The sequence below is a fragment of the Rhizobium sp. N731 genome (genome assembly GCF_001664145.1).
In the GTDB taxonomy this organism is placed as follows: Bacteria; Pseudomonadota; Alphaproteobacteria; order Rhizobiales; family Rhizobiaceae; genus Rhizobium; species Rhizobium esperanzae.
Window position 1 is genome coordinate 41197 of sequence record NZ_CP013605.1, and the last position, 25895, is coordinate 67091.

Annotated in this window: 27 protein-coding genes and 3 pseudogenes; 12 read left to right on the forward strand and 18 right to left on the reverse strand. The window is 62.1% G+C overall.

All coding sequences use genetic code 11. The features are described from left to right. Nucleotide 1: 1 nt before the first annotated feature. The 9 genes from AMK02_RS25435 to oiaX all read right to left on the reverse strand — a co-directional run bounded on the left by AMK02_RS25435 (nt 2) and on the right by oiaX (nt 9154). Nucleotides 2-1063 carry an ABC transporter permease gene (locus AMK02_RS25435; protein WP_004678742.1) on the reverse strand — a complete coding sequence of 354 codons (1062 nt, stop codon included), beginning with the start codon at nt 1061-1063 and terminating at the stop codon, nt 2-4. Next, the gene (locus tag AMK02_RS25440; protein ID WP_064807289.1) at nt 1060-2610 is read right to left on the reverse strand and encodes a sugar ABC transporter ATP-binding protein; all 1551 of its coding nucleotides are present in this window, start codon (nt 2608-2610) and stop codon (nt 1060-1062) included. Before AMK02_RS25440 ends, AMK02_RS25435 begins: the two co-directional genes overlap by 4 nt. Next, nucleotides 2607-3251 carry a DUF2291 family protein gene (locus AMK02_RS25445; RefSeq protein WP_064807291.1) on the reverse strand — a complete coding sequence of 215 codons (645 nt, stop codon included), beginning with the start codon at nt 3249-3251 and terminating at the stop codon, nt 2607-2609. The genes AMK02_RS25440 and AMK02_RS25445 overlap by 4 nt, the downstream gene beginning before the upstream one ends. A 73-nt stretch (nt 3252-3324) precedes the next feature. Then, entirely contained in the window at nt 3325-4266 is a 942-nt protein-coding gene (locus AMK02_RS25450; protein WP_064807292.1) for a D-ribose ABC transporter substrate-binding protein, read from the reverse strand. Between the two features lie 98 nt (nt 4267-4364). Continuing rightward, nucleotides 4365-5192 carry a phosphogluconate dehydrogenase C-terminal domain-containing protein gene (locus AMK02_RS25455; protein ID WP_064807294.1) on the reverse strand — a complete coding sequence of 276 codons (828 nt, stop codon included), beginning with the start codon at nt 5190-5192 and terminating at the stop codon, nt 4365-4367. A 78-nt stretch (nt 5193-5270) separates the two neighbouring features. Next, nucleotides 5271-5717, reverse strand: coding sequence for a D-erythrulose-4-phosphate isomerase (gene derI / locus AMK02_RS25460; protein ID WP_004678734.1), 447 nt, complete (start codon nt 5715-5717; stop codon nt 5271-5273). Further along, nucleotides 5714-6517: a triose-phosphate isomerase gene (locus AMK02_RS25465; protein WP_064807296.1), complete on the reverse strand. Its 804-nt coding sequence runs from the start codon at nt 6515-6517 to the stop codon at nt 5714-5716. The genes derI and AMK02_RS25465 overlap by 4 nt, the downstream gene beginning before the upstream one ends. A gap of 1 nt (nt 6518) precedes the next feature. Further along, on the reverse strand, nt 6519-7853 hold the full coding sequence (locus AMK02_RS25470; RefSeq protein ID WP_064807938.1) for a four-carbon acid sugar kinase family protein: 1335 nt from the start codon (nt 7851-7853) through the stop codon (nt 6519-6521). Between the two features lie 5 nt (nt 7854-7858). Next, nucleotides 7859-9154: a 3-oxo-isoapionate-4-phosphate decarboxylase OiaX gene (gene oiaX / locus AMK02_RS25475; protein WP_189637038.1), complete on the reverse strand. Its 1296-nt coding sequence runs from the start codon at nt 9152-9154 to the stop codon at nt 7859-7861. A gap of 140 nt (nt 9155-9294) precedes the next feature. Here oiaX and AMK02_RS25480 point away from each other — a divergent pair, with 140 nt between their 5' ends. The 8 genes and pseudogenes from AMK02_RS25480 (at nt 9295) to AMK02_RS25515 (ending at nt 18633) form a co-directional block, all read left to right on the forward strand. After that, nucleotides 9295-9999 carry a transcriptional regulator NanR gene (locus tag AMK02_RS25480; RefSeq protein ID WP_064807297.1) on the forward strand — a complete coding sequence of 235 codons (705 nt, stop codon included), beginning with the start codon at nt 9295-9297 and terminating at the stop codon, nt 9997-9999. A gap of 114 nt (nt 10000-10113) precedes the next feature. After that, the gene (locus AMK02_RS25485) at nt 10114-10434 is read left to right on the forward strand and encodes a hypothetical protein (protein WP_064807299.1); all 321 of its coding nucleotides are present in this window, start codon (nt 10114-10116) and stop codon (nt 10432-10434) included. Between the two features lie 294 nt (nt 10435-10728). Further along, nucleotides 10729-12581: pseudogene (locus tag AMK02_RS25490) on the forward strand (ABC transporter ATP-binding protein). Between the two features lie 82 nt (nt 12582-12663). Then, nucleotides 12664-13668: a LacI family DNA-binding transcriptional regulator gene (locus AMK02_RS25495; protein ID WP_064807301.1), complete on the forward strand. Its 1005-nt coding sequence runs from the start codon at nt 12664-12666 to the stop codon at nt 13666-13668. A gap of 36 nt (nt 13669-13704) precedes the next feature. After that, complete coding sequence (locus tag AMK02_RS25500) at nt 13705-14997, forward strand: ABC transporter substrate-binding protein (RefSeq protein WP_064807303.1); 1293 nt, start codon at nt 13705-13707, stop codon at nt 14995-14997. Nucleotides 14998-15088: 91 nt separating this feature from the next. Continuing rightward, entirely contained in the window at nt 15089-16030 is a 942-nt protein-coding gene (locus tag AMK02_RS25505) for a carbohydrate ABC transporter permease (RefSeq protein ID WP_064807305.1), read from the forward strand. Further along, nucleotides 16023-16916, forward strand: a complete 894-nt coding sequence (locus AMK02_RS25510) for a carbohydrate ABC transporter permease (RefSeq protein ID WP_064807307.1) — start codon at nt 16023-16025, stop codon at nt 16914-16916. The genes AMK02_RS25505 and AMK02_RS25510 overlap by 8 nt, the downstream gene beginning before the upstream one ends. A 4-nt stretch (nt 16917-16920) precedes the next feature. After that, complete coding sequence (locus AMK02_RS25515; protein ID WP_064807940.1) at nt 16921-18633, forward strand: GH32 C-terminal domain-containing protein; 1713 nt, start codon at nt 16921-16923, stop codon at nt 18631-18633. A 74-nt stretch (nt 18634-18707) separates the two neighbouring features. Here the strand turns inward: AMK02_RS25515 and AMK02_RS25520 are convergent, their stop codons facing one another. Continuing rightward, nucleotides 18708-19211 carry a YciE/YciF ferroxidase family protein gene (locus AMK02_RS25520; protein ID WP_064807309.1) on the reverse strand — a complete coding sequence of 168 codons (504 nt, stop codon included), beginning with the start codon at nt 19209-19211 and terminating at the stop codon, nt 18708-18710. A gap of 282 nt (nt 19212-19493) precedes the next feature. Between AMK02_RS25520 and AMK02_RS25525 the strand changes: the two genes are divergently transcribed. Both AMK02_RS25525 and AMK02_RS25530 read left to right on the forward strand, forming a co-directional pair. Continuing rightward, nucleotides 19494-20021 carry a sigma-70 family RNA polymerase sigma factor gene (locus AMK02_RS25525; protein ID WP_064807311.1) on the forward strand — a complete coding sequence of 176 codons (528 nt, stop codon included), beginning with the start codon at nt 19494-19496 and terminating at the stop codon, nt 20019-20021. Nucleotides 20022-20148: 127 nt separating this feature from the next. Further along, nucleotides 20149-21471 (forward strand): cytochrome P450, encoded by a 1323-nt coding sequence (locus AMK02_RS25530; RefSeq protein ID WP_064807313.1) that lies wholly within the window; start codon nt 20149-20151, stop codon nt 21469-21471. 50 nt (nt 21472-21521) lie between these two features. On the opposite strand, the gene AMK02_RS31955 is transcribed toward AMK02_RS25530, so the two are convergent. The 4 genes from AMK02_RS31955 to AMK02_RS25540 form a co-directional block, all read right to left on the reverse strand. Further along, on the reverse strand, nt 21522-21692 hold the full coding sequence (locus AMK02_RS31955; protein ID WP_189637039.1) for a hypothetical protein: 171 nt from the start codon (nt 21690-21692) through the stop codon (nt 21522-21524). Then, nucleotides 21689-21844, reverse strand: a complete 156-nt coding sequence (locus tag AMK02_RS31960; protein ID WP_167377221.1) for a hypothetical protein — start codon at nt 21842-21844, stop codon at nt 21689-21691. Before AMK02_RS31960 ends, AMK02_RS31955 begins: the two co-directional genes overlap by 4 nt. A gap of 68 nt (nt 21845-21912) precedes the next feature. Continuing rightward, entirely contained in the window at nt 21913-22557 is a 645-nt protein-coding gene (locus AMK02_RS25535; protein ID WP_064807315.1) for an NrsF family protein, read from the reverse strand. Beyond that, entirely contained in the window at nt 22554-23102 is a 549-nt protein-coding gene (locus tag AMK02_RS25540) for a sigma-70 family RNA polymerase sigma factor (protein ID WP_064807942.1), read from the reverse strand. The genes AMK02_RS25535 and AMK02_RS25540 overlap by 4 nt, the downstream gene beginning before the upstream one ends. 114 nt (nt 23103-23216) lie before the next feature. Between AMK02_RS25540 and AMK02_RS31505 the strand changes: the two are divergent. Then, nucleotides 23217-23297, forward strand: a pseudogene (locus AMK02_RS31505) (molybdopterin-binding protein); the annotation flags it as partial. Nucleotides 23298-23310: 13 nt separating this feature from the next. Here AMK02_RS31505 and AMK02_RS25545 read toward each other — a convergent pair. Beyond that, nucleotides 23311-24024, reverse strand: coding sequence for a Crp/Fnr family transcriptional regulator (locus AMK02_RS25545; RefSeq protein ID WP_064807317.1), 714 nt, complete (start codon nt 24022-24024; stop codon nt 23311-23313). Between the two features lie 149 nt (nt 24025-24173). Between AMK02_RS25545 and AMK02_RS25550 the strand changes: the two are divergent. Then, nucleotides 24174-24311, forward strand: a pseudogene (locus tag AMK02_RS25550) (Crp/Fnr family transcriptional regulator); the annotation flags it as partial. A 113-nt stretch (nt 24312-24424) separates the two neighbouring features. Here the strand turns inward: AMK02_RS25550 and AMK02_RS25555 are convergent. The 3 genes from AMK02_RS25555 to AMK02_RS25565 all read right to left on the reverse strand — a co-directional run bounded on the left by AMK02_RS25555 (nt 24425) and on the right by AMK02_RS25565 (nt 25760). Beyond that, entirely contained in the window at nt 24425-24607 is a 183-nt protein-coding gene (locus tag AMK02_RS25555) for a hypothetical protein (protein ID WP_064807321.1), read from the reverse strand. Further along, on the reverse strand, nt 24604-24906 hold the full coding sequence (locus AMK02_RS25560; RefSeq protein ID WP_064807323.1) for a hypothetical protein: 303 nt from the start codon (nt 24904-24906) through the stop codon (nt 24604-24606). The genes AMK02_RS25555 and AMK02_RS25560 overlap by 4 nt, the downstream gene beginning before the upstream one ends. A 482-nt stretch (nt 24907-25388) precedes the next feature. Beyond that, complete coding sequence (locus tag AMK02_RS25565) at nt 25389-25760, reverse strand: hypothetical protein (protein ID WP_064807325.1); 372 nt, start codon at nt 25758-25760, stop codon at nt 25389-25391. Nucleotides 25761-25895 lie beyond the last annotated feature (135 nt).

The following is a 25895-nucleotide window of genomic DNA, read 5'->3' on the forward strand; positions in this document are numbered from 1 at the left end:
GTCAACCTGCCTTTGCCATCTGCATGAGGGTGACGCGCTGCTGCAGGCGGCGCTGCGCCTGGTCGACGACGACGGCGATGATGATGACGAGGCCCTTGATGACCATCTGCCAGAAGGAGGAAACGCCCATCATGACAAGCCCGTCGGAGAGGATGCCGATGACGAAGGCGCCGATGATCGTGCCGCCGATCGTGCCCCGCCCGCCCGACATCGAGGTTCCGCCGAGCACGGCTGCCGCGATCGCATTGAGCTCGAAGCTTTCGCCGGTCGCCGGATGGGCGGCCATCAGCTCCGAGGAGATGACGACGCCGACGATCGCCGCGCAAAGGCCGGAGAACATGTAGACGAAGATTTTCACGAGATCGACGCGGATGCCGGACATGCGCGCCGCCCGCTCATTGCCGCCGACGGCGAAGATGTGGCGGCCGATCGGCGTCGAGCGGGCGACATAGGCGGCCGCGAGCGCCAGCACGATCAGGATCCAGATCGACACCGGCAGGCCGAGAATGCGGCCCGCGCCGAAGAAGTCGAAACCGGTCGTGGCATATTCCGGCCGGCCGACAAGGTTCGGAAAGGTCTGTCCATCAGACGACAGCAGCGCCAGGCCGCGGGCAATATAAAGCGTGCCGAGCGTGGCGATGAAGGGCGCGACGTTGAGCTTGGTGATCAAGAGACCGTTGATGAGCCCGATGACGAGGCCGATCGACAGCGTGATCAGCACGATCTCGAAGAGGTTGAAATAGATGGTGTAGCCGATCGGCAGCTCGATGCCGTAGAGGATCAGCCCGCCGGCGACCATGCCGCAGAGCCCGACGATCGAGCCGACCGAAAGGTCGATGCCGCCGGTGATGATGACGAAGGTCATGCCCATGGCGAGGAAGGCGTTCAGCGCCACGTGCTTCGACATCAGGATCATGTTCGCCGTCGAGGTGAAGTTCGGCGCGAAGATCGCGAAGAAGATGATGACGGCGAAAAGCGCAATGAAGGTCCTGAGCTTCATCAGCGTCAGAAGCGCCGAGCCGTTGGCGCCCTTCGGCGCAAGAGTTGAGGTAGCCGCCATCATGACGCGAGTTTCCCTTGATGTCCGTGTCCCTTGGCCGAAGCCGCGATAATGGCGTCTTCCGTCGCCTCGTCCCGATCGAAGACGGCGACGAGCTGGCCATTGCTCAAGACCGCGATGCGGTCGGATAACGCCATGACCTCTTCGAGGTCGGAGGTCGAAAAAAGGATGGCGAGCCCGTTTGCCGCCAGCCGCCGCATGGTGCGGAAGACGTCGGCCTTGGCGCCGACATCAATGCCGCGGCTCGGCTCGTCCATCAGCAACACCTTCGGATTGGTCATCAGCGCCTTACCGATGACGACCTTCTGCTGGTTGCCGCCGGACATGGAGGTGACCTCGAAATCCGGGTTCGGCGCCTTGATGGAGAGATCGCGGATCGCCTCCTGAATGGCGTTCTTCTCCGCGCCGCTGTCGATATGGAAAAGCCGGGTGAAGCGCGATAGGCTTGCGAGCGTCAGGTTGGAAGCGATGGAGAGCACCTGCACCAGCCCCTCGCGCTGCCGGTCCTCCGGGATCAGCGCAAGGCCGCGGCGGATGCGCCGCGTGGTGTCGCGGGCGCGCACTTGCCTGCCGTCGATGAAGATCTTGCCGGTCGAATGCGTGTGGCGCCCGATCACGCATTCGAAGAATTCGCTGCGCCCGGCGCCCATCAGGCCGTAGATGCCGAGGATCTCGCCCGCCTTGACCGACAGGGAGACATCGTTGACCGCAAGCCCGCCGGTCGGCCGGGGAAGGCTGATGTTTTCGGCGCGGAAGACTTCCTTGCCGATGGAATGGGTGACGGATTTGGCGAAATCCTTGGCGTCCGAGCCGATCATCGAGCGCACGATCCAGCGCGTGTCGATATCGCGCACCATGGCATGGCCGGTGATCTGGCCGTCTCGCAGCACGGTGATGTAGTCGCCGATCCGCATCAGCTCTTCCAGCCGGTGCGAGATATAGACGATCGCCACCCCCTGCGCCTTCAGCTCGGCGATCACCTTGAACAGGATTTCGACTTCGGCCGCCGACAGCGCCGAGGTCGGCTCGTCCATGATCAGGATGCGGGCGTTGAGCGACATCGCCTTGGCGATCTCGACCAGTTGCTGCTGGCCGATCGGCAGATCCTCGACCATCGTATCCGCCTCGATGCCGGCATCGAGACGCCGCAGGAATTCATTGGCCTTCTCGACCTGCGCCTTGTGATCGATGCCGAGCAGGCCGCGGGTGATCTCGCGCCTGGTGAAGATGTTTTCGGCGACCGACATGTTGGCGAAGAGGTTGAGCTCCTGGAAGATCATGCCGATGCCGTTCGCCTGCGCGTCGGCCGGGCTGTCGAAGGAAACGGGCTTGCCGTCCAGGATGATGCGGCCGAGCGTCGGGCGCTCGACGCCGGCGATGATCTTCATCAGCGTCGATTTGCCGGCGCCGTTCTCGCCGACCAGAACGTTCACCGCACCGCGGCGCAGCTCCAGATTGGCGCGCTTGACGGCGACGATGCCGGAATAGACCTTCGACACGTCGTCGAGACGGAGGATGATATCGTCCTGATGTGCGTCTGTCGCCGTCATGAGCCCACCTTCAGTTCCGAAGGTGTGACGAGCGGCAGCTCGCCGCTTCTCGGCAGCGGGAAGGCGCCGATCACCGTCACCGTCTTGCCGGTGAGACCGTCGCGCGGGACGGCGGAGAGGAAGGCGGCATTGGCCTTCTCGTTGAACGCCTTGCCGAACTGCGCCCATTCGATCTGGTTCTTGAACTCGTTGAAATTGACGAAATCGAGCGTGTCGCGCAGTGCGGTGCCGCGCAGCGCCGGGCCGATCTGCACCTTCGCATCGGCCTTGCCGTCGCCATCGGCATCGACGTCGAGCGTCGCCGCGCGCGAGGCGGTATCGGCCGCGACGACCGTGCCGGTGATCTTCACCGCATAGGTCCAAGGCGAGCTGCTCTGCTTGCGCGGATTGCCGTATTTTTCTCCCGCGGCATCGGGACTCGTGGAAACGAGCTGCATGACGTCCTTCAGCTCGCCGGCGCGTTTTTCGAAATAGGGCACGACCTGAGGCTGCCAGATCGCCTCGACCTTGGCATTCGGATCAAAAGCGGTCTTGGCCGCGGCCGCCGCCTTCTCCTCCGCGGTCGGCGTCTTGATGATCTTGCAACCGGGCAGGGCCGCCGCCACGACGGCAGCCAGCAATGCGCCCTTCATTCTCAACATGCGGGTGAACCTCGGCGTCTCGCAAAATGCATTGCGGAGGGCGCAACATTGCACCCTCCGCAATTGGGGCTGATCAGTTCATCAGGGCGAAGGTTTCGAGCTTGCCGGCATTGTCGGCATTGATGAGAACGCAGTCCATCAGCTGCTTCTCTTCCTTCGGCGTCGTTTTGTTCTTGATGTAGGCGTCGGCCTGCTCCACCGCGAGCTGCGCCTGCGCATAGGCGGGCTGCAGCACGGTCGCCTTGATGCCGCCCGACTTGATGGAGTCGCGCACATCGTTGGACCCGTCGAAACCGACGACGATCACGTCCTTGCGGCCGGCGGCCTGCAGGGCTGCGATCGCGCCCATCGCCATGGTGTCATTGCCTGAAATGACACCCTTGATATCCGGATTGGCCTGAAGGATGGTCTCCATCTTCGAATAGGCTTCCGTCTGGCTCCAGTTGGCCGACTGCTTGGCAACCGACTTCAGCTCGGGATAATCGTCGATGACGTCGTGATAGCCCTGCGAGCGGATGCCGGCATTGGTGTCGGACTCCTTGCCGACCAGCTCGACATAATTGCCCTTCTCGCCCATCAGCTTGACGAATTCCTGCGCGCCGAGCTGCGCGCCCTGATAGTTGTTCGAGACGATCTGGGCGACGGCGACGCCGGTCGCATTGATTTCGCGGTCGATCAGGAAGGACGGGATGCCGGCATCCTTGGCCTTCTTGACGGCAGCGACGGAAGCGTCCGCGCCTGCATTGTCGAGGATGATCGCCTTGGCGCCGCGCCCGATCGCCGTATCGATCATTTCCGACTGCTTGTTGGCGTCGTCGTCATGGGTCATGACGAGCGTCTCATAGCCGAGCTCCTTCGCCTTGGCTTCGGCGCCGACGGCTTCGGCCTTGAAGAACGGGTTGTCGTGCGCCGGGGTGATGATGGCGATGAGATCGGCCGCAAAGGCCGGCATGGCCGTGCCGAGCGCCAGCGCGCTGGCGAAGGCTGCGAGTGTCAGTCTGCGTGTCAGTTTCATTCTTTCCTCCCTGTTGTGAATGACGCCCCGTTCTCCCCGGAGCGGTGCCCCGTCTCCGGAGCGGTAGCGGGGGGAGGACTTGCCTCCCCCGGGCCGGTTCAGGTGATGCGCCGGATGCTCTCGGCGATCTCCTGCGGTTCGAAAACTTTCTTCCAGTCGTCGCGCATCAGCGCCGGGATGCCGAACTCGATCGCCTTGTTGCAGGCATCCGAGAAGACGCCGTCGACCTCCTTGAAGATGACCGCGCCGAGCACGTTCATATGGCCGAGCAGGAAATCGCGGGCGGCTTCCGCCGGCACGCCGCGGGCGACACATTCGTCCATCGCCTGGCGCATGATGACGAGCAGCGAGGCGCAAACGGTTTCGGAAAGGCCGGGCTCGAGCATGGCGAGCTGATCGACCGTAACCCGGTGCGAACGCATGACCGGCGCCCAGATGACCTTGGCGATTTCCTCGCCGAGCGCATAGGCGCTTTCGGGACCCTGCATCAGCGCCGAGACGATGTGCTGTTTGGCGAAAAGGCCGCCGAAATGATCCTTCTTGGCCTGCATGTCCGTCTCGTCGTTGAAGATCGGCGGATGGCAGGGATGGGTGACGAAATAGGTGAGGTCGTCGCGCTTCGGCAGATGGCCGGCGAAGGGCGCGGCGGCATCGAGCGCCACCACCATGGTGCCGGGAGCGAGCTTGTCGACGATGCCGGCCGCGACCTTGCCGATCACCGTATCCGGCACGGCGAGGATGACGACGTCGGCGCCGTCGAGCGCGGCATCGATAGGCACGCAATCGAGGCCAAGATCGTTCTTCAGGCGGGCCTTGCCGGCATCGCTCACCTCGACATGGCGCACTTCGAAGCGCGAGCCTTTGAGATTTTTGGCAAGCCGGTATCCCATTTTGCCGCCGGCGCCGAAGAGAGCAATCTTGGTCATGTTTTCCTCACCTTTTCAGTTCTGGATAGGATCATATACTGGTATGATGAGTCAATCACCATATCATTACTTAGGCGCTTAGGCCCCATGTTTTTCCGCATCGAGCCGATCGATCGCCTGCACGTTGCCGGCCGACGGGCCATCGGGATCGAATTCGGAGGCGAGCCAGACGTCGACGATCGATTTCGCCAGTTCCGGCCCGATGACGCGCGCGCCCATGGTGATGATTTGGGCGTTGTTGGATTTCACCGCGCGTTCGGCCGAATAGGTGTCGTGGGTGAGGGCGGCGCGAATGCCCGGCACCTTGTTGGCGGAGATGCACACGCCGATGCCGGTGCCGCAGAACAGGATGCCGCGCTCATGCTCGCCGTCGACGATCGTCTGCGCCAGGCGCTGGGAGAGATCGGCATAGAAGCCGGACTGGCTGAGATCGTGCACTTCGAGATCCGCCTTGCCGGCGAGATGGGCGGCAATGACATCCAGGAGCGGTTTGCCGGCGCTGTCGGCGCCAATTGCGATCTTCATGGCAGTTTCCTTTCACTCGCCGTCTGGCGTGGAGATGAGCGGTCGATCGCCGCGCTGACGCGGCCGAGAATGTCGAGATAGCCTTCGACGGACCAGGCGGAGCGGCCGATGAACAGGCCGTCGATATCTGGCTGGCCGATCAGCTCCTCGCAATTGCCGGGATTGACGCTGCCGCCGTAGAGAACAGGCACCGGGCGGCCGAGAATGGATTTCGCCACCTCGGCGATCTTACCGTGCCGCTCAGAGGCATAATCGGCCGTCGCCGGAATGCCGTTGACGCCGATCGCCCAGACCGGCTCGTAGGCAAGCAGGATCGGAGCCTCGCCGGCCTCGGTGTCGACACCCCGCAGGGCGGCCTCGACCTGCCGCCGCAGCACGGCGTCTGCCCGCCCCTCGTTGCGCTCCTGCAGGGTCTCGCCGATGCAGACCAGCGGCGTCAGGCCGTGGCGGATCGCAGCGGCAACCTTGAGCCCGACGGTCTCGTCGGTCTCGCCGAAATGTTCGCGCCGTTCGGAGTGGCCGAGCTCGACGAGATCGAGCCGGCAGTCCTTGAGCATCAGCGGAGAAACCTCGCCGGTCCAGGCGCCGGCATCCTCCCAATGCATGTTCTGGGCGCCGACCTTCACCGAGGTTTCGGAAAGCACGCGCTTGACCTCGCGCACCGAGGTGAAGGAGGGGATGACGAAGCGCTGCACGCGGGCATCGCGTTCAAGATCCGCATCGGCGAGGCGGCGCGCGAAGGCGAGCGCTTCCTCAAGCGTCTTGTTCATCTTGAAGCTGGTTCCGACCCAGACGACCATCTCAGTTCTTCCTCCCGTCGCGGATCTGCGCGAAATAGCCGTCCGTGCCGACTTGCCCACCTTTCAGCGCGATCTGCAGGCCGTTGGTCGGCGCATAGTCGCCATGCGCGAGGCAGAGCGGCGAGCCCGGCGTCTGGGGCAGCGGCAGCAGTGTCGTCAGCGCGTCGATCTTCAATTGCCGCAGCGCGTGACTCGACGTATCGCCGCCGGCGACGACCGCGCGCGGCAGTGCTTCCTGCTCGATCAGCCTGCGCAGGATCGTACCGAGCGCGCTGCCGAGCTGATGGCGAGCGCCGGGAAGCCGGTCGATATCGGCGCCGCGGTCAGCGGATGGGCCGAGCGCCGTATGGAGGATGACGCTCCGGCCTTCCTTCAGCGTCCGGATACCGGCCTGCACGGCCGCATCCACCGCAGCTTCGCCATTCGAGACCAGCGCGAGCGGATCGAGTGCGATGCTCTCGAAACCGTTTTCGACGGCCGTGCGAATCTGGCGCTCGGTCGTCGGCGAGACGCTGCCGGACACGACGGAAAGCCGCTCGACCGGGCCGATATCAGGAAATTCAGCGCTGCTCTCACCAATCACCCCGGTCTGCCGCCAGGCGCTGAGCAGGGCGTATTCGACCCCCGAGGAGCCGGCGACGAAGCCTCCCGAGCGGGCGGCGACACGCAGCATCTGTCGCCCGGCTGCCGCCTGCGTCGCCTCGGAATCGACATCGAGAAGCAGAATGCCGTCCGGATGCGACGCCAGCTCGTCGATCCGCCGGTCGGCATCGGCCGCGGTGATCGCGACGAGATCGGCAAGCAGCACGGGAAGCGAGGTCTGCTTCGACAGGTGCAGCGCAAGATCCGCCTCATCCATCGGCGTGACGGGATGGCGGCTCATCACCGGATGGCGGTCGATGCGGAAGACGCGGCCCTGATAGGCGGCGAAGAGATTGCCGAAAGCCGTGTAGCGCTTCAATTGCGGCGCGCCGACGATGACGGGCACGATGGATTGCCCGAAACCCGTGCGGCCGATCTCGATCGCCTTGCCGATATTGCCGATGCCGGGGCTGGAATCGAAGGTCGAGCAGACCTTGTAATGACAGATGGCGGCGCCGAGCGATTTCAGCCAGTCGAAAGCCGGCGCCAGGTGCTCCTCCATCCATGCCGGCGTCTCGCTGCGGCTGGTTCCGGCAATGCCGATCGCGCGGCAATGGCTGAAACGGGCAAGCAGCTCCGGCCTGGGAATGTCGAGGAACAGCACGGTCTCGACGCCGTTCGAGGCGAGCGCCTCCATGACATCGGTGGAGCCGGTGAAATCATCCCCGTAATAGCTGACGAGAACTCCATCCATCGCCGTCACGCGCCCTTGCCGTCGCCGAATTTGGCAATCGAGGCGGCAAGCTCCGGATGATCCTTGGCATAGACCTCCAGCGGAATGTCGGCAACCGCCGCCTGCCAGGCCTGCTGCACGGCGCGCACGCCGGCCGCAGGTCCGCCGGGATGGCTGACGATGCCGCCGCCGCAGAGATAGAGAAGATCGACGGTGCGGCCGGTGCGCTCGTAGGTCTCCGGCGCCTGCCCGCCCCACTGGCCGGAGCCCGCGACTGGAAGCGGGCAATCGGCGGCATCGAAGAGCGGCGTGCTCACGGCCTTGAAGGAAGAGACGAAGCTCTCGTCCGGCTCCCAATATTTGACCCGGATGCCGTTGATCTGGAACTGGTCGACGCCGAGCAGCCGCCAGAACTGCTGATAAACCTTAAAATCCATGCCGGCGCCCGGATCGCGCGTCAGCACATCCCAGCCGCTGCGATGCGCATGCAGCACCAGGCTGGAGCGCTTGCGCAGGAAGCTCATGCCGCCAAAGCCGATCGAATTGATGTTGACGACGGCGCAATTGCCGCCGGCCGCAGCGACGATATCGTGGTTGCGCATCATCTCGTCAGGATCGGCATGCGAGATGCCGAAGGCATACATGACCTTCTTGCCGGTCTTCTGCTCGTGATCGAGAATGCGCGGCATGATCGCGGCGACGCGCTCCTTGAGCGGAGAATAGGCCGGGCTCATCAGCTTCTCGTCGTCCTTGATGAAGTCGACGCCCGACTCGATCAGTTCGCCGACGAGTTCCGCCGTCTCGTGCGGCCTCAGCCCCAGCGCCGGCTTGACGATCGTGCCGATGATCGGTCGGCCTTCGACGCCGGTGAGGCGGCGGCTGCCCGCTATGCCGAACTGCGGCCCGGGATGGGCGCTCCGGAAAGCTTCGGGCAGCTTCATGTCGACGATGCGGATGCCGGTCATGCCCTTGATCGAATAGACGCCGCCGATCGCGATGGTCATCAGGGCGGAGAGATCGGTGCCGATCGCCTCCAGCGGGAAGGCGATGTCGACATCGGCGCGGTGAAGCAGCGTGCCGGGCGCGGCCTCGGGCCAGGTCGGATGGCGCGCATCCTCGAGCGGGCGGATCGCCAAAACCCGGGCGGCGACGCGTGATTTCAGCTCTTCCGTCTCGCCGGGAACCGGCACGAAGGTTCCGGTCGACTGGTCGCTGGCGATCTTGTCCGCCATCGTCTCGACGCTGCCGGGCGTTTCGATGCGGTAGGTCAGGGTTATCATCATGAAACGGCCGGCTGCTCCTCTCGCCATGGAGATTATCATGGCGTCAACTCGTGATCTGGTATAATGAGTATTCCAACTGTTGAAAAGCGGAATCTTCGGCGGCGCGAATTTTCAGCCGCGAGCTTTGTTCTCGGCGCGGAAAACTGTTAGGAGGAAGCATTTTGAGCCAGCGAGATCTCATGACCCAACCCATCGAACAAATCGTCCGCCGGAAACTCTCCGACGAAGTGTTTGATCGACTCGAGCGGATGATCACCTCGGGCGAGCTTCAGCCCGGCGACGAAATGCCCTCCGAGCGGGTGCTGATGGAGCGCTTCGGCGTCGGCCGGCCGGCGATCCGCGAAGCCATGCAATCGCTCGCCAACAAGGGTCTCGTCAGCATCTCGCACGGCGAGCGCGCGAAGGTGCTGCGGCTCACGGCAAAATCGATCTTCCGCCAGGTCGATCTCACCGCCAAGATCATGCTGTCGCAATCGGCCGACTCGCTCGAACATCTGAAGAGCGCCCGCATCTTCTTCGAGCGCGGCATGGCCCGCGAGGCCGCTCAGCGCGCGTCGGCAACCGATATCAGCGACCTCAGGGATATCATCGAGCGCCAGCGCGCCTCGCTCGGCCGGGCCGAAGAATTCATCGACGCCGATATGGAATTCCACACCCGCATCGCCCAGATCTCCGGCAACCCGATCTATGTCGCCGTCAGCGAGGCGATGCTCGCCTGGCTGAAGGAATATCACACCGAAATGCTGATCTGGACCGGCAAGGAAAAGTTCACGCTTGCCGAACACGACGAAATCGTCGACCGACTCGAGGCCAACGATATCGACGGCTCGGAGATGGCGCTCCTGAAGCATCTCGAAAGGTCGCGGGCGCTTTATACCAAGTAGCCCGCACCAGACGGTGATCAGCGGCGTAATTTGTCGTCAGCAGCTGCGGAACAATGATGTCCTGACGAGGTTGTGGATGAGCTAATCACGCAACATCCCAAGGAGGATCTCAGGATGCGTATGAAACTCGTAGCAGCTTCGCTCTTCGCGCTCGGCATGGCGACATCCGCTTTCGCCCAGTCCAACCCGGCCCCGGCAGGCGCCACGATCGACAAGAACCAGGCCGATCAGGGCGGCGGTGCGAGCGGCGACATGAAAGCCAAGAAGCCGATGGCCACTGATACCACCACGACCGGCTCAACCACCAGCGGCACGATGAAGATGGACAAGACCAAGTGCCCGAATCCGGTCAATAACTCCGCCAATCTCCAGACGCAGGGCGGCACGAGCAACGCCACCCCGATGGACGAGGCCTGCGCAGCGCATAACAACTGACCGGCTTGCAATGCACCAGGAACCCCGCTTCGGCGGGGTTCGGCTTCGGGAGAGCCTCATCCTGAGGTGCCCGGAAGGAGCCTCTGCCGCATCGGCGTTTAGGATGATGTAAGGAGCCGACCTTTTTCCCGGGGGGTTCGGGCATCCTCGATTTCAGCCCCACCTTTATACAGCCTCCCGCTCCCAAACATTCACCAAAATTCTAGTTGAGATTGCAGCCGCAAGGTGATCCTATCCTCCGCCTGCGTAGCCTTGAGTCCCTCGCCCTTATTCCAACATTTGACCGAGCGGCCCATGTCGATTTCAGATGCGATCTATCGTCCCTTCGAGACCCTGATCCGGCCGCTCGACATTCCTTATCGGCCGCTGCCGTGGAAGGGGCCGGTGACGGTGCTGTTGCATTTCATCTCGATGTTTCGCGGCGTGCTGATTGCACTGGCGCTTTGCTCCGTGGTGTTCGAGGTGATCAACCTGACGATCGTCTGGGGGCTTTCGGTCATCGTCGACGGCGTGACGCAGCAGGGTGCTGCCGTCTTCCTGCGCAGCGAATGGCTGCTGCTGAGCGTTCTCGGCTTTCTGATCTTTCCGGTGATGCCGATCGTATCCTTCGTGCTCAATACGCTGAACTCGCATACATTGGGCATCGCCATGCCGGCCGCCATTCAGTGGCAGGGGCACAAGGCGGTGGAGCGGCAGGATCTTGCCTTTTTCCATGATCTCTATGCCGGCCAGGTTTCCTCGCGGCTGCAGCAGGTCTCCTCCGCCGTCCAGCAGCAAATTCTCGCCGGCTTCCAGTCCATTCCGCGCTTCCTGATGCAGCTGATGGGCTCGGTGATTTTGCTCAGCGCGCTCGCCTGGCAGCTTGCTTTGCCCGTCGTCGTCTGGATCGTGCTCAACGTCGCCTTCACCGCGAGGATCGTGCCGATCTTCGTCGAGCGCTCGCGCCGCACCGCCAAGCAGCGCAGCCTGGTCGCCGGCGCCATCACCGATCTCTACACCAACATGCAGATGATCAAGCAGTTCGCGGCCGAAGACAGCGAAGCAGGCGCGATCCGCCGCATCATCGGAAAGGCTGTGCAGACGCAGCACGCCGAGCAGCGCATCTACCGCTCGTCGGAAGTGACCGTCGTCATCCTCAATACGCTGTTGTGGCTGACCATGCTGGCGATCGGATTTTCCGGCCTCGTCAAAGGCTTCCTCACGGTCGGAGAATTCGTCGGCGCAGTCTATATCCTCAATCGGCTGTCGACGCAGATCTTCGTCTTCATGCAAATGGGCCAGCAGATCTTCCAGGCGATCGGCACGATCAAGGACGCCATGCCCGTCATGACGACGCCGCCCACCATCACCGACCGGCCGGATGCGGCCGAACTCACGGTGCAACAGGGCGAGATCCGTTTTGAAAAGGTGCGTTTCGCCTACAAGTCCGGCAAAGCAATCATCGACAACCTGTCGCTGACGGTGCAGCCCGGCGAGAAGGTGGGTCTGGTCGGCCTCTCCGGCGCCGGCAAGACGACGCTCGCAAACCTGCTCCTGCGCTTCTACGACATCAAGGAGGGCGCAATCCTGATCGACGGGCAGGATATCCGCGCGGTGACGCAGGCAAGCCTTCGCCGCGCGATCGGCGTCATCGCCCAGGATGTCGCGCTGCTGCACCGTTCGGTCGGCGACAATATCCGCTATGGCCGGCCGGTGGCGACGCAGGAAGAGATCGAAAGGGTGACGAAGATGGCAAGCGCCGATGCCTTCATCGCCGATCTCACAGACAGCGAAGGTCGCAAGGGTTACGCGGCTTTCGTCGGCGATCGCGGCATCAAACTGTCAGGCGGCCAGCGCCAGCGTGTCGCGATCGCCCGCGTGCTGTTGAAGGACGCGCCGATCCTGGTCCTCGACGAGGCGACCTCCGCGCTCGACAGCGAATCCGAAGCCGCCATCCAGGAAAGGCTGAACCTCGTCATGGAGGGAAAGACGGTGATCGCCATCGCCCACCGCCTCTCGACGATCGCCAGGATGGACAGGATCGTCGTGCTCGATCACGGACGCATCGTGGAAGAAGGCCGGCCGGAAGAACTGGTCGAACGCATGGGCTGTTTGCCCGGCTCTGGAGGCGCCAGACCGGCGGCTTCATCCCTGAGGAGATCGATTGAGCGGGGCAGGGAACTGTCATCGCTTGACTCATCGGAAAGGGATTGATACCCGTGTGGGTAATCGATAACCCAAAGCGAACCCGTGACTGCTTCACTCAACGACATAGCCGCCCGTGCAGGCGTTTCCGTCAAGACCGTGTCAGGCGCTCTGCATGGCGGTTCGGCGCGCATGTCTGAGGAAACGCGCCGGCGGATCAAGGAGATCGCCGAGGAACTCGGCTATGTCACCAACTTTGCGGCTCGCAGCATGCGGCAGGGCTGGATGCCGCTTGTCGGCCTCGTCGCCGATGACCTGATCACCTCGCCTTTCGCGACGGAGATCATCAGGGGGCTCGACGGGGCCGTGCGTGCTTCCGACATGGCCGTCTTCGCCATGACGCTCGGCGGCCATCGCAGCGTGGGATCGATCCTCGATGAGATGCGACGCTTTCGCCCGCGCGCGATCGCCTATGCCGCCATGTATCATAAGAGCGTCGACCTGCCGCCCGAGTTTGCCGATACCGTCGGGGTGATGATCAACTGCCGGGACGCCAATGATCGAGTGACGTCTCTCGTGCCGGATGAAACCGGCGCGGCGATCGAGATTACCAGCTACCTGCTCGACGCAGGGCGCCGCAATATCGCATTCATCAACCTGCCGGGACTGCTCGCCGGCGAACTGCGTGAACTGGGTTTCCGGCAGGCGCTCGATCACGCCGGCATTGACGGGGCAGGGGCTGTCGTGCTTCCCGCTGTCAGCAAGGCGATCTATAGCGATCGGGCGCATAGCCTCGTGCCCACACATATACATGATCTCATCAACAGCCCGCGGCGTCCCGATGCCATCCTGTGCGGCAACGATCGTGTGGCCATGGAAGTCTACGCCGCGCTGCGCCGATGCGGGGCGACCATTCCCGATGACGTCGCGGTCGCGAGCTTCGACAATCAGGTCGAGATCGCCTCCCGCCTCGATCCGCCGCTGACAACCATGGCGCTGCCGCACCGCGCCATGGGCCGCCAGGCCGCGCAAATCCTGCTTGCCGACCACCGATCCCCGGCCGGGGTGCAGAAACTGCCGTTCCAGTTGGTGGAGCGGGCATCCGTGTAAATTGAGGAAGGCCCATTCAATTGAGGAGGAATTCTAATGGGTAAACGTTTACTTTGGTCTTTTGTTTTGTCGTCGGCACTGGCCGCCACATGGGCTGACGCAGCCGAAAAGACTGCCATTCAAGTCATGCATCAGGGCGATCCCGGTTTTGTCGCCGCCTATGGTAAGGTGGCCGAGCGCTTCGAGGCCGCCAATCCCGATGTCGATGTCCAGTTCATCTATGCGCCGCACGATGCCTATAACGAGAAGTTCAGCGCGGCCGTCATGGCCAAGCAACTGCCCGACGTCATGGAGCTCGATGCGCCGTTCCTCGCCAATTATGTCTGGTCGGGTTATCTGCAGCCGATCAAGCCGCTGATCGACAAAGACCTCCTCGACGACATGACGGAGTCCAACATCGCTCAAGGCACATACCCGATCGACAAGGATCTCTATGCGATCGGCCTGACGGACTCTTCCGTCGTCCTTTACGGCAACAAGAAATATCTCGAAGCGATCGGCGCCCGCATCCCGAAATCCGTCGACGATGCCTGGACGCGAGAGGAGTTCGAAAGCTACCTCGAAAAGCTTTCGAAGCTCGACGGCGTGAAGTGGCCGATCGACACCTTTCGCGGCTACGGCATCAAGACCGAATGGATCACCTATGCCTATGGGCCGATCCTGCAATCGGCAGGTTGCGACCTGATCGACCGCAAAGCCTGGAAATCCGAGGGAACGCTCGACAGCGACGCCTGCGTCGATGCCCTCGCCATGATGCAGAAATGGGTCAAGAACGGCTGGGTCGTGCCGCAGTCGGCCGGCACCAACCAGTTCTTCGCCGAAGGCAATCCGGCCGCACTGGCGCTCGGCGGACACTGGGTCTATGCGGAGGCTGCGGCCACCATGAAGGACAACATCGTCGTCCTGCCGCTTCCCAAGTTCGGCGCAAAGGGCGCGAGCCCGAACGGCACCTGGATCTGGGCGATCACCAAGACCTCAAAGCATCCCGATATCGCGGCCAAGTTCATCAGCTTCCTGCTGAAGGACAAGGAGTATCGGGCCTATGTCGCAAGCCAGTCCGGCTATCCCGGCTTGAAGAGCTTCGCGGCCGAATCTCCGCTCTATGCAAACGGCGGCCCTATGGCGATCGCCTTCGAGCAGGCGTCGAAGACGGCCGTTGCCCGCCCGCCGCATCCAGCCTATCCCACCATCACGTCGGCCTTCATGCAGGCTATCGACGAGGCCTTCAATGGGGGCGATCCCAAGGAGGCGCTCACAACAGCCGCCAAGAAGATCGATCAGGATATCGAGGACAACGACGGATATCCGCCGTTCGGTGATCAGGAATAACAGCCAACGGCGCCAGTCGGTCGAAGCCTTGCGACGTGTCGCCATGTTGCAAGGCGGGACCGGCACTTGAGGCCTGGAGAGGAGGAATGCGATGGTCATGCAACAATCGACATTGCCGTCGACAACAGTGCGAAAGTCTCCGGCGCGCCGGCATGACACGGGACGACTGATGCAGGAAGCGGCGATGCTCGCGCCGGCCGTGATTCTTTTGACTGTCTTTCTGATCGTGCCGTTCTTCCTGTCCTTCTGGACGGCGATGACCAACCAGCCTCTGGTGCCGCGGCCGACGCCCGTCCGGTTCGTCTGGTTCAACAATTTCATCCGCATCTTCCAGGACGATCTTTTCTGGACTGCCCTCTGGAACGTCTCGCGCTTCACCTTCTGGATCATTCCAGCCCAGTGTGGCCTGGCTTTCGCAACGGCCCTGCTGCTGCATCAGAAGCTGCCGTTCCGCAATCTGCTGCGCGGCATGTTCTTCCTACCGGCGATCACGTCGATGGTCGTGGTCTGCGTCATCTGGGGCACCCTGTTCCAATATCCGACGGGACCGTTCAACCAGATCCTCGGCTTTATTTCCGGTGGCGCGATCCAGCCGATCGATTGGCTCGGCGATCCCGAATGGGCGATGTTCTCGCTCGTCGTGCTCTCGGCCTGGCAGGCCTATGGTTTCCAGATGATCGTCTATCTCGCGGGTCTGCAGGGCATTCCCGACGAACTCTACGATGCCGCCAAGATCGACGGCGCGAATGCTTTCCGGCGCTTCTGGCATGTGACAATGCCGGGCCTTCGGCCGACGCATGTCTTCGTCCTGGTGATCACCACCATCCAGGCGTTCAAGCTCTATACCCAGGTCGCCATCCTCACGCAGGGCGGGCCGAAAAGCAGCACCGAGACGGTTGTGCATTACATGGTCCGCGCCGGCTTCGAGGAACAGAAGATGGGTTATGCCTCGGCCGTGTCCGTCATCCTGTTCGTCATCGTTCTCATCATCGCGCTGATCCAGCGCCAGCTCCTGAGGCGCTTCGATGTCTGATATCGCTCTCTCGATCCCAAAGGTCCGCGCGGCGCGGCCTCGTTCCGCCGCAGGGGTTTTACGCATCGTTCAGACGGTTTCCATCTTCATCATTGCCCTGGTGATCGTCTCCCCGTTGCTGCTTCTGGTCGTGGCGAGCCTCAAGGACGACCGGTTCCAGATCCTTGCCGACATGGGCAGCTTCCGGGCCTTCTGGGTTTCGAACCCGACGCTCTCCAACTATGCGGAGGTCGGCCACCTCTCGGGCGAACTCGCCTTCGGCCGTTACCTCGTCAACTCGCTGATCATTCTGGTCACCACGGTCTGCTCCGGCCTGATCGTCAATTCGATGGCCGGCTTCGTCCTGGCCTGGGGGTCGCTCCGGGGCCGGGCGGTCATCCTGTCGGTGGTGATCGCGCTCTATGTGATCCCGCAGGAAAGCATCATCATGCCCCTCGTGATCATGGTTTCCAGGGCGGGAATGTCCGACACCTTCGCGGTGCAAATCGTGCCTTGGGTCGCGAGCCCTCTCTACATCTTCCTGTTCTACCAGTTCTTCACGCAGTTGCCGAAGGAACTGCTGGAAGCCGCCGAGATGGACGGCGCTTCCTTTTTTCGGGCCTACCGCTCCATTTTCCTGCCGCTCAGCCTACCCGCCCTTGCCACCGTATCGATCCTGATGGGCATCGAGACCTGGAACCAGTATCTCTGGCCGATCCTGGTGACGCAGACGGATTATGCCCGGCCGATCGCTGTCGCCATTGCCACTTTCTTCGGACAGGACAGCATCTACTGGGATCGTGCGATGGCCGCCTCCGTTTTGATGATGATCCCGATCCTGGGGCTCTACCTCGTTTTCCAGCGCTGGTTCGTGAGTTCCTTTATCGGCTCTGCCGTGAAAGGTTGAATTGATGACAAGCCAAGCGATGTCTCCGTCCGATGAAGGCGGGCTGGAGACGATCAGCGCCGTCCTGCCGGCAGGGAGCACGATCCATGCCTGGATAAAGGCTTCGCATGGCGCCGCCCCGGGAAGGCTGACCGCACATGTCGACGGCGATCAGGCCGGTGCCGTCGAAACATCAAATCCACATGAATTCGAGTTTCGCCTGCTGACGCTGGAGCGCGGCGGAGAAACCGCCTTCTCCTACGATCCCGCTACGACCGACGTCTCGGTCCTCTATGCCCTCCGTCAGCCCTGCGTTCTCGAAGAGGGCGTCCGGCTGCTGCATGTCAGGCCGTCCAATGCCGCGCCCGAGATTCCCGGCGGCTATCATTTCCGCCCGCCTTTCGGCTGGATGAACGATCCCAACGGGTTTGGAAGATTCGGCGGCAGGGTGCACCTGTTCTACCAGCACTATCCGCATAAGCTTCGGTGGAACAACATGCATTGGGGGCATGCGGTCTCGGACGATTACCTCCGCTGGACGCATCTTCCGATCTTTCTTCCGCCTTCGGATGCCCTCGCCGCGCGGGCCGATGGGCGCGGCGGCGCATTTTCCGGCTCGGCGATCCCCCTCGATGGCGCCGGAATTCGCATCTTTTTCACCGAGCATATGAAGGACCGGCAGCCGGAGGAGCAAATTCAGTTCACCGCCACCAGTGGCGATCTCGTCAACGTCGAACCGCCAAACCTGATCCTGCCCGCGCGTCCTGAGGGGCTCGGCCTGACGACTGACTTCCGCGATCCCTATGTCTTTATTGGCCCCGACGACAAATGGAAGATGCTGCTCGGCACGCGGGACCGCGAGGGCGGCATCATCCTGCTTTACGAAACGGACGATCCGGGCGCGGCGACGGGATGGACCTTCCTCGGCATGCTTCACCGCGAGAACCGCTTCGGGATGACGGCGGCGGAGTGCCCTTGCCTGGTGCCTCTCGATGATCCCGCGAACGATCCGTCGACGCGATGGGCCCTGATCTTCGGTCTTCTCACCAGCCGCGACCCGGCAACGGGCCGGCGCAATATCACTCTTGCCACCATCGGCCGCTTCGATGGTCACAGCTTCTCTGTGGAGTTCGAGCAGGAGCTGGACTTCGGCACCGATGCCTACGCGTTCCAGGCCTTCGTCGACGAGACCGGCCCGGTTGGCATCGCATGGCTCGCGAACTGGACGGATGTTTCAAAGGAAGTCGACATGCCGACGGCGATGACACTGCCGCGGCGGCTGGCATTGCGCGGCGGCGCGCTGACCACGCCACCGATCGCCGATGTCGAAAGTCTGCGGCAGCGCCCATTGGATGCTCAGGGCCTTCTGGACGGCCATCCGGTCGATCTTGCCAACGGCTCTGTCGAGATCCTCCTCACGCTCAAGGAAGCGGGCAATGCCTTCCATCTCGCGTTCGAACATCCCGACGCGACGGTGGCGGTTCAGTTGAATGACGACGGACTGAGCATTCTCTTTTCGGTAGCGGGCGCCAAGACGTCGCCCCGTTACATCGCTGCCGGCGCACGCCCGTCAACTATCCGCATATTCCTCGACGCAGGTTCCATCGAGGTCTTCGGTGATGACGGCCGCTGGACGGGAACCAAGCGGCTGCCGGGATTCAAGGGGATAAACGCCATGAGTCTCGCCGCGCCGGAGGGACATGTGCTCACCGCCGAAATCTGGCAGCTTGGTCTCTGATCACAGGGAGCCCGGGCAAAAGCACGGCCGCCGAGGCGGCGGCCGTTACGAAGGAGCATAGCGCACAGAGCGGCTTAGGCCGCCTTACCCTTGCCCTTGATGTTGGCTGAAGACTCCGCGAGCCGCGTGAGCTTCTTGTCGGTTGCCTCTTCTTCGGCCAGTGTAGCCTGCAGCAGCGGCACGGCATCCTTGAGGCCGAGCTGTTTTGCCCATGCGATCAACGTGCCGTAGCGGGCGATCTCATAATGCTCGACGGATTGGGCGGACGAAATCAGGCCGGCATCCAGGGCAACGGTGCCCTTGAATTCGTCCATGATCTCCTCGGCTTCGGCGATAATGCCCTGGATGGCCTCGCAGGTCTTGCCGCGTGCGGGTTTGCCAATCATTTCGAAAACCTGTTCGAGGCGTTCGACCTGCGCCTGGGTCTCGTCGCGATGCTGCAGAAAACCGGCCTTGCCCTCTTCCGATTGCGCGGCGCGGGCCATCTTCGGCAGAGCCTTCAGGATCTGCTTTTCGGCGTAATAGATGTCCTTGAGAGTATCGAGAAACAGGTCGTTCAGAGTCTTCTCGGTTGCCATTTAGTCCTCCTATGGCGTGTCGTGACGACAATCAACTCTCGCATCGGTCGGATGTTCCGATCGGAAATATGACGCCCCCTCGGCTGGCGGCGCCACCTCTATCCAGCCAAGGAAGAGACCGCTCGACAGCATCGAGACGGCGATCACCGAACGATTGCGAGACGCCGTTGTTCCCACTCTCCAGCCGACGAGCAACTGCCATTTAAGCTGAGACTTTTGTCCGGTATCGTACGGCAACGAATAGGGAGCCAGCGACTTTCCTTCTCATCCCAGGAGAGAAAAATGGCTTCCCCGTCTTCAGTACGTCCCGCGTCGCATTGTAAAGAAAAGTCCGCACTCGAGCGCGAGATCGTCGAACTGACGCCGGCATTGCGCGCCTTTGCCCGAAGGTTCCTGCGCAGCGATGATGACATCGATGACCTCGTTCAGGAAACCTTGCTGAAGGCGCTGAATTCGCTTCATCTCTACCAACCCGGCACCTCGCTCAAATCCTGGCTTTTCACCATCCTGCGAAATACGTTTTGCACCAATTACCGCCGGCAGAAACGCGAGCCGGCCGGAATGGACGCGGCGATGGAACAGGTGGCGATCGCTCCGACCCAGGAGTGGGTGCTGCGCGAGCACGAATTGCAGCGGGCATTGACGCGTCTTTCCGACGACAGGCGCCGGGCTCTGACATTGGTGGCTGCCGGAACGAGCTATGAGGACGCCGCCAAAATGTGCGGGTGCCGGATCGGCACCTTGAAAAGCCGTGTGAGCCGCGCCCGCGAGTGCCTGATTGCGATGCTCGGAAACCATCTCGTCGATTGAGCGCCCTGCGCCGGTCCGCTTCGCCTCGAGCGGAACAAACGGTCGTGGTCCTGGTTCCAAACCCATATCGATAGGATCGGCCGATCGAACCGATATGGGCCAACCGCCGGGCCCAGGCTGAAGAGTCATGAACGCGCGAAGCCACGCCATCTTTCCCAGAGTTAACCGCGCCGGATGGTTCGATACGCTTCGCGTGTTGACGGCGGTCGTGGCCCCGACGGTTGCCAAGGGCATCATCATTCGCCGCCCGACAATGGAGCGTCTGGCGGAGCGGCAGCGCTTCGACACAAACGCCGTGAAACAGATGCAGCGGCTGAAACACAAGTACGGGCCGGCGCCTCTTCTGCTGCCGATCCCATTGCGACCACAGCTGCTGATCCTCGATCCGGCCGATGTCGCCACGGTGCTTCAATCTTCGCCCGAACCGTTTGCCGCGGCGACGGCGGAAAAGCATGCGGCCCTTGTTCACTTCGAGCCGGAGAACGTGCTTATCTCATCGGGCTCTCGGCGGGCCGAGCTTCGGCCGGCCCATGAGCACGCCTTGGCAACCGCAGACCGGCTGCATCCATTTACGGTGCATTTCAAGAATATCGTCGACGCCGAATTCCTGCAGCTCCTGAACATACCCCGTGAGCTCGATTGGCCGGCCTTTTCGCAGGCCTGGTTCCGGATCGTCCGGCGAGTCGTCCTCGGCGAACGAGCGCGCAACGACGTCACATTGACCGAGACCTTGAACGAACTTCGAGGGAGGGCCAACTGGGCATTTGCCGCCCCGGTCGATCAGCACAAGCTTGCCCAGTTTCATGAGCAGGTCGGCCGCTATCTGAGGGACCCGGAAAAGCACAGTCTTGTCAACCGGTTTCCGAGAGGCGATGAGCTTGCTCCGGAAAACCAGGTGGCCCAGTGGCTGTTCGCCTTCGATGCAGCCGGAATTGCCGTTATGAGGACGCTCGCCTTGCTGGCCTGCCATGTGAGCTACTGGGGCAAAGCCGTGGAAGAGGCCATGGGCGGGAATCTCGATCGGCCCTTCACACGCAGTTGTCTGCTGGAGGTCTTGCGTCTCTGGCCGACGACGCCCGCCATCCTCAGGCAGCTGACCAAGGATATCCAGTCAGGCGACAGGGTCATTGCCCGCGGCACAGGCGTCATCATCTTCGTCCCCTTCTTCCATCGAGACCCTGCGCTCCTCTATGCCAATCGGATGGAGCCGAGCATCTGGGGACAGAACGACGCGTTGCCGGCCGCCGGGCTCGTGCCCTTCAGCGCCGGTCCCGTCATTTGCCCGGCACATAATCTCGTGCCGGCGATTGCAAGCCTTGCCGTGGGCTCGTTCTTGTCGGCCGCCGATATTGTGCTGCTGCACCCGTCTTTAACCGTCGCCAACCTGCCTGGCACCCTCAATCACTTCGACATTCGGCTAAAACTGACGGCGCGGCGCAGGGAGAAATAGCTGATGCCACAACGGTGGCCACAGGGGCAGAACGCCCAGTTCGCGTCGGCTCACAGCCTTTGCATCACGCCGTAGACGAGGATCGAGACGTAAAGCAGAAAGGCGACAGCGACCGTCGTCGCGATCACGGCAATGACCAGCCACAGGGTTTTCAGGCCGTTCGGCTGCCGTTCGGCGCTCCGCCGGTGCAACCGGATCGGGTCGACTTTCGGCCATTTCATGAAGGATTGGCTTCCCTTGAAAATTGGGTGGACTGATCGCTTCTGCTGGTCGAGTTCCATGAGAGCGTAGCGCCGAATACGATCACGAGCCCGACCAGCAGGATGGCTCCTAAATAGATCATAAAAGCGCGACGATCCGATTCGTGGTTCATCTTCCTCTCCTTCGACCCTCGAACCAGGCGAAAGCCGGAATGTTCCGGATCAACGAATCGAGAGGGGGCTACCAGCGCAGCAGGCGAGGTCCGGTCACGGCGCCGACAGCACCGATGAGCAGGATGCCGAGCGTATACCAGATCAACACGAAAGGCATGCCGTTTTCGGTGCAGAACCAGGAATAAACCCAGGCGCCGGCTCCTCCCGCGGCAATGCCGGCGACGAAGCCGGTCAGCCGCAGATCCACCGGCGCCGCGCGGCGCAGTGCCCAGACCGTGCCGGCATAGACCGGGATCGCAAAGCCTGCGATGAGCGGCGGGCAATGCAGCGCCGAGGAGCCGAGGATCAGCAATCGATAGCTCTCGCTCGGCGCCGTCAGGAGTTGGATGGCCGCGACGGCCGCCATGGCGGCGAAGATCAAGGCAAGCAAACCGAAAAAGCGTCCCTCGGACCCGTCGGGTCGGGAAAGCCGAAAAACCGTGGCAAAGGCGGCCGCCGCAATCAGGGCGTTATAGGCCGATTTGATCCAGAAGACCGGCAGCGTCAGCACGTCTGAGATATCGACCCGGGGACCAAGAATGATCAGCATCAGCAGCAGAGAGAGTCCGAGAGCCGGCAGTATGCCGAGCGCAAAGCGGCGCCATAGCGCGTTGCGCGGCACCGGTTTCAGGTCGCTTGCCAATCGTTCGATGATATCGTCCGTCTTTGTCACGATGTGCCTCGCAATCTCTCTCCGAGCGCCTTGAGCGCCCGATGGATGCTGACTTTCACCGCCGATTCGGACTGGCCGGTGCGGGTTGCGGTGTCGGCGACCGAGCTGCCCTCGAGCTTCACCTGCCGGATCAGTTCCTGCTGTCTCGGCGGCAAGCCGTCGAGCAACCGCTCGACATCCATGCGGGCAGTCAGCCTATCCTCGCTGAAGTCGCTTTCGATCTCGTCATCAAGCTCGGTCTCAGCCAGCCTGCGTCCGCCACGGCCGCGGTGATGGTCTATCAGCTTGTAGCGGGCGATCGAGAAAAACCATGCGGTAAAAGGTCTGTTCCGGTCGTAGGTGGATCGCCGGGAATGCAGCGCCAGCAACGTCTCCTGGACCAGATCTTCCATGTCCGCTCTCGTCGCCGCAGCCATCCTGCGGCTGTAATAGCCGACAAGCAGCACGCGCAAAGCCGTCAGCAAACGCCGATAGGCAGCCTCGTCCCCGTCAAGGGACAGAAGCATCAATGCTTTCAGGGCTTCTTCCGAATGGGCGGTGGTCATGCTGTCAAAGAGCTCATTCGCAAAAGCAGCCAATCGGTTACAGCGAAAACCAAAGATTTTTGCACGACAGCTCTATCACATGCACGTGAAACTGTAACGCATTGCGACGTGCCGCTGAAAGCGAGGCAGTCGAGCACGCAGATCACCCGACACGCTTGCGTCCAAGGCTGGAGTGCCACCGGCAAGTGGACGGGCTGCGATGGTGATTTTAACGCGTGGATTTTCTGAGAGGTCCGATCAGCCGCTCATATTCCTCCTCCGCCTTGCCGTAGGCATCGGAGGCGAAATCCTCCAGGCCGGCGCGATCCCTGACGATCACCAGGCCGCGGACAGAGCGGATGAACCGGTTTCCCTCGAGGACATGCAGCGCCGTGGTGACGCTCGGCCGCCGCACCGCCAGCATCAAGGCGATGAAATCATGCGTCAGGGCGAGCTCATTTCCGTCGATCCTGTCGTGGCACATCAAAATCCAGCGTGCCAGCCGTTCATCGATCGCATGAACGGCGTTGGAGAGTGCGGTGAATCCGGCCTGGATCGCGAGAACATGCAGACTTTTGTGGAGCAGGTTGGCAAACATCGGCTGCGTCTGCATCAGATCGAGCAGCCTGCTTTGTGGCAGGCGGTAGGCAGAGCCCGGCACCTGGACTGCAACTTCCAGGATACTGACAGGCGCTTCTATCGCCGCCGCCGTTGGTGCAAATCCATCCCGACCGAACAAACCTGCTTCGACCCGATTGCCTTCCGGGGAGATATTGATCACCGATCCTATCCCCGAACAGGGAAAATAGGCATGCTCGATCGTCGCACCGGCCTCGACGATGATGAAACCGCGGGGGATGTCGCAGGGCTCGAGATGTGCGACAACGGCCGAATACTCGTTCTCCGGCAGGAGCGCGAGCAGACGATTCTCCTTGGGTCGCATGTGCGTTTCTGCCAATTCTCGCTCTCCCGCATGCGCGGGGGCCAGGCCCCGCGTATCAGACCGCGCTTGCCTCCTTATTTACGCAAGCCCTAACCGGAATGCTTCGTCGCGGTTCCCTCGAGCGTGCGAGAGTGCCGGAGGCCCCGCAGGGCAAAGGGCTGATCCGGTCCACGCGGCGCCAGATCGTCATCCTCAACCGGCGGGGATTGATCGAAGAGGCGCATGGATCCAACGGCGCTGCCGAGGAGGAATATCGGCGGCTGATCGGCAAGGAACTCGCACGCTGACGAGATCGCCGTGCGTCCTTTCGGACGCACAAAGGACGCTCTAACACTCTGAATCTATCCATCGTGGATGAGATTCTAGGCCCAGAGTGTTTTCCAGCCAAGTCGGCGGTGGATCAGCCTGATCCCGGCGTGATGCTCTGCTCGTCCTTCTCGGACAGCGAGCCGGCGCCGGGCGTTTTGCTTTCGTCTATGAGATGATCCTTGGCGTGAGGACCGGCGGGCGGGTTTTTCCTCGCATCGGCGGTTTCCTTTTCGGTTCCTTCGACGTCGGCCCGCGCTTTTTCACCGTCATTCATGAACTGCTCCTCGTCAGATTGAGATGACCGACCGGCCGTTTCGATCTCCGCCCCGCCGTGATCGCAGCAGTTCGGGAGAGCCCCTTTTTCGCCGACGCCAAACGCCCGACCGACAGCAGCTTGTCCTCGTCGGTCAAGCCGTGCCGATAAAGGCGAATGAGCAGCGCGGCGACCTCCTGCATATCAGGCGAGCGCAAGGGCATTTCGGCCCCGCGGCAGATCACGTTCAAAATGGTCTGCAGACGCTGAAGATCGGCTGAATCGAGCGCTTTCAGATGGATGGACTGAGAATCGAGCATGACCCTGGTCCCGAAGCTTTTCACCGTGCGCTTTGAATAATGGGACTCAATCGGGGCCGAAACAACTCTTCGTCCCCAATTGTACGGAACTGAACAATCCACCGTATCGCGCTACATCGGCCCGAAAATCGAAATCGATTTTCGGCAAGTCCGATGCGTAGATTTAAAGAGTGAGAGCGTCCTTTGTGCATCCGAACGGACGCACGGCGCTCTAGAGCTTTTCCGGGTTAGATTGAAGCATTCTGTTGACTCAAACGGAGTCGGATGGTCGACCGGCCGGCGCGCGTCGTAGCCCAGCTCTACGGCCAAGCCGGCCGGTCGATCAGCCGGCCCGTTTCAGCCAACCCGAAGGGCCGGGCATGTTTCCGCCAGGATCAGAGGCGATCGGCTCGGACGTACCTGGAGGTATGCCCATCGCCAATCGCCTCTGCCCTGACGAAACCCTGCTCCGGCAGAATGCTTCAAGCTAACCCGGAAAAGCTCTAGTGATAATAAGACGGGTCTCCCCCGAACAGAGCGGCGATCATCGCGTCGATATCGGAAGGACGCCCGCTGACGACAAAGCCGCCGGGCGGAGTTTCGGACCGCTCGTCATGGGCAAAGATGAAAGGAATTCGGCGCGTCTCCAGCCATTCGTTCATCCACAGCATGGCTTCGTCGGAAATCGTCACGTCGATGATCACGGCATCGAACACGAGGCCCTCGCTCAAACACTCCATCGCGCTGGAAATGACGACAGGACCGGCAAGCACCGCCTTTAGCGCGACAAATGCCTTTCGCGCATCGTCCGAAAGGAAGCCGGCCTCACCGATGATAAGGATCGTCTTGCCGGCAATCGGGCTGAGCGATTTCATGGCGAACTGCCTAATGTAATCCTGGCTTTAGGGTGATCATGCTGTTCAACAGCGGTTCGAAGCATCAGGCGGTCCGCGCCTGCACCGTGCCTACCAGATTCGAGCCTATCAGGCGACGTTCATTCGTCGTGATCG

Bases quoted from the DNA above. Each gene is read 5' to 3' on its own strand.
- AMK02_RS25435 (WP_004678742.1), bottom strand. From the start codon at position 1,063: ATGATGGCGGCTACCTCAACTCTTGCGCCGAAGGGCGCCAACGGCTCG.
- AMK02_RS25440 (WP_064807289.1), bottom strand. From the start codon at position 2,610: ATGACGGCGACAGACGCACATCAGGACGATATCATCCTCCGTCTCGAC.
- AMK02_RS25445 (WP_064807291.1), bottom strand. From the start codon at position 3,251: ATGTTGAGAATGAAGGGCGCATTGCTGGCTGCCGTCGTGGCGGCGGCC.
- AMK02_RS25450 (WP_064807292.1), bottom strand. From the start codon at position 4,266: ATGAAACTGACACGCAGACTGACACTCGCAGCCTTCGCCAGCGCGCTG.
- AMK02_RS25455 (WP_064807294.1), bottom strand. From the start codon at position 5,192: ATGACCAAGATTGCTCTCTTCGGCGCCGGCGGCAAAATGGGATACCGG.
- derI (WP_004678734.1), bottom strand. From the start codon at position 5,717: ATGAAGATCGCAATTGGCGCCGACAGCGCCGGCAAACCGCTCCTGGAT.
- AMK02_RS25465 (WP_064807296.1), bottom strand. From the start codon at position 6,517: ATGGTCGTCTGGGTCGGAACCAGCTTCAAGATGAACAAGACGCTTGAG.
- AMK02_RS25470 (WP_064807938.1), bottom strand. From the start codon at position 7,853: ATGGATGGAGTTCTCGTCAGCTATTACGGGGATGATTTCACCGGCTCC.
- oiaX (WP_189637038.1), bottom strand. From the start codon at position 9,154: ATGATAATCTCCATGGCGAGAGGAGCAGCCGGCCGTTTCATGATGATA.
- AMK02_RS25480 (WP_064807297.1), top strand. From the start codon at position 9,295: ATGACCCAACCCATCGAACAAATCGTCCGCCGGAAACTCTCCGACGAA.
- AMK02_RS25485 (WP_064807299.1), top strand. From the start codon at position 10,114: ATGCGTATGAAACTCGTAGCAGCTTCGCTCTTCGCGCTCGGCATGGCG.
- AMK02_RS25500 (WP_064807303.1), top strand. From the start codon at position 13,705: ATGGGTAAACGTTTACTTTGGTCTTTTGTTTTGTCGTCGGCACTGGCC.
- AMK02_RS25505 (WP_064807305.1), top strand. From the start codon at position 15,089: ATGGTCATGCAACAATCGACATTGCCGTCGACAACAGTGCGAAAGTCT.
- AMK02_RS25510 (WP_064807307.1), top strand. From the start codon at position 16,023: ATGTCTGATATCGCTCTCTCGATCCCAAAGGTCCGCGCGGCGCGGCCT.
- AMK02_RS25515 (WP_064807940.1), top strand. From the start codon at position 16,921: ATGACAAGCCAAGCGATGTCTCCGTCCGATGAAGGCGGGCTGGAGACG.
- AMK02_RS25520 (WP_064807309.1), bottom strand. From the start codon at position 19,211: ATGGCAACCGAGAAGACTCTGAACGACCTGTTTCTCGATACTCTCAAG.
- AMK02_RS25525 (WP_064807311.1), top strand. From the start codon at position 19,494: ATGGCTTCCCCGTCTTCAGTACGTCCCGCGTCGCATTGTAAAGAAAAG.
- AMK02_RS25530 (WP_064807313.1), top strand. From the start codon at position 20,149: ATGAACGCGCGAAGCCACGCCATCTTTCCCAGAGTTAACCGCGCCGGA.
- AMK02_RS31955 (WP_189637039.1), bottom strand. From the start codon at position 21,692: ATGAAATGGCCGAAAGTCGACCCGATCCGGTTGCACCGGCGGAGCGCC.
- AMK02_RS31960 (WP_167377221.1), bottom strand. From the start codon at position 21,844: ATGAACCACGAATCGGATCGTCGCGCTTTTATGATCTATTTAGGAGCC.
- AMK02_RS25540 (WP_064807942.1), bottom strand. From the start codon at position 23,102: ATGACCACCGCCCATTCGGAAGAAGCCCTGAAAGCATTGATGCTTCTG.
- AMK02_RS25545 (WP_064807317.1), bottom strand. From the start codon at position 24,024: ATGCGACCCAAGGAGAATCGTCTGCTCGCGCTCCTGCCGGAGAACGAG.
- AMK02_RS25555 (WP_064807321.1), bottom strand. From the start codon at position 24,607: ATGAATGACGGTGAAAAAGCGCGGGCCGACGTCGAAGGAACCGAAAAG.
- AMK02_RS25560 (WP_064807323.1), bottom strand. From the start codon at position 24,906: ATGCTCGATTCTCAGTCCATCCATCTGAAAGCGCTCGATTCAGCCGAT.
- AMK02_RS25565 (WP_064807325.1), bottom strand. From the start codon at position 25,760: ATGAAATCGCTCAGCCCGATTGCCGGCAAGACGATCCTTATCATCGGT.